This is a genomic window from Stenotrophomonas sp. BR163, from assembly GCF_047520985.2.
Taxonomy (GTDB): Bacteria; Pseudomonadota; Gammaproteobacteria; order Xanthomonadales; family Xanthomonadaceae; genus Stenotrophomonas; species Stenotrophomonas sepilia.
In genome coordinates this window covers 1-1,373 of record NZ_JAXBRE020000065.1, presented here as the reverse complement: position 1 = coordinate 1,373, position 1,373 = coordinate 1, and the positions used below count along the sequence as shown (strand labels likewise).

Sequence of the window (1,373 nt, the reverse complement as noted above, 5' to 3'; positions counted from 1 at the left end):
GATACGACGCGCGTTTCAAACTGCAGGTCGCCAAAGAGGCCTGCAAGACCTCCACATCGGTCAAAGCCGCTGCTCGTCGCTACGGCCTGGAGTTCTCCACGGTCAGGCGCTGGGTGGCGACCTATCGGCTGCATGGTTGGCGGGGATTTCATCGCCAGGCCCGGTCCTATGACCTCCCGTTCAAGCTGGCTGTCCTGAAGAAGATGGGCCAGGACGGCATGTCCGGGCGGGAGGCCACCACTTACTTTCAAATTGGCGATGCCGGCGCGGTGGGGCGGTGGCGTCGGCTGTATGCTCAAGGCGGTGCCCAAGCGCTGGCACCACCTCCGCCGCCGCCCCGAAAGCCGATGAAAAAGACCCGTTCGTCCAAGCCACCTGAGGAAATGAGCCGCGATGAGCTGCTCAAGGAAGTCGCCTATCTGCGTGCGGAGACCGACTACCTAAAAAAACTCGATGCCTTGATCCGGGAAGAGCAGGCGGCGCAGGACGCAAAGCGCAAGCCATCCAAGGATTGAGGCAGGTTCATACGCTGTCGCTTCTGCTCGAAGCGGCAGAGCTGTCACGCAGTACGTTCTATTACCAGAACCATGTCCTGGCCCATCCGGATCAGGATGAGGCAGCCCTGTGCGAGCGCATCCGGGCAATCTACGATCAAAGCCAAGGGCGCTATGGGTATCGCACGGTGACGCTGGAACTGGCCAATCAGGGCCATCGGACCAATCACAAGCGGGTACAGCGCCTGATGGGGGAGATGGGCCTGAAATCACGGGTACGCGTGAAGCGCTACCGGTCCTTCAAAGGGGCCGCCAATGTTGTGGTTGGCAATGACCTCAATCGCCAGTTCCATGCCGAGCGGCCCAACCAGAAGTGGGTGACCGACGTCACCGAGTTCAAGGTGCAAGGCATGAAGCTGTACCTGTCGCCGATCATGGACCTCTACAACGGTGAAATCGTGGCTTATCAGATCAAGCGCCAGCCCGTGTTCGATCTGGTAGGTCAGATGCTGGAGGAGGCCATCAAGAAGCTTTCGCCGGATGAGCGGCCAATGATCCACTCCGACCAGGGCTGGCAGTACCAGCATGAGAACTACCGGCACATGCTGGAAAAGCACTCGTTGAAGCAAAGCATGTCCCGACGTGGCAACTGCTTGGACAATGCGGCAATGGAAAGCTTCTTCGGGACGCTGAAGTCGGAGTTCTTCTACCTGAACAGCTTTGACAGCATCGAAAGCCTGGAGGCCGGGCTGGTGGAGTACATCAAGTACTACAACCAAGAGCGAATCAGATTGAAATTGAAGGGGCTAAGCCCGGTAAAGTACCGGGAGCAGGCCCAATCGGCCGCCTGACCCCGTCCAAGTCTCGGGGGTCACTTCA

The 1,373-nt window shown here is 59.0% G+C and carries 1 protein-coding gene; it reads left to right on the top strand.

Annotated elements, in window-relative coordinates:
• A protein-coding gene (locus ACM0PY_RS21160; RefSeq protein ID WP_495493301.1) for an IS3 family transposase occupies positions 1-1,345 on the top strand; the annotation gives its coding sequence in 2 pieces (ribosomal slippage) (positions 1-441 and positions 441-1,345; 1,346 coding nt annotated over the 2 pieces). This gene is flagged as partial in the annotation.
• Positions 1,346-1,373 lie beyond the last annotated feature (28 nt).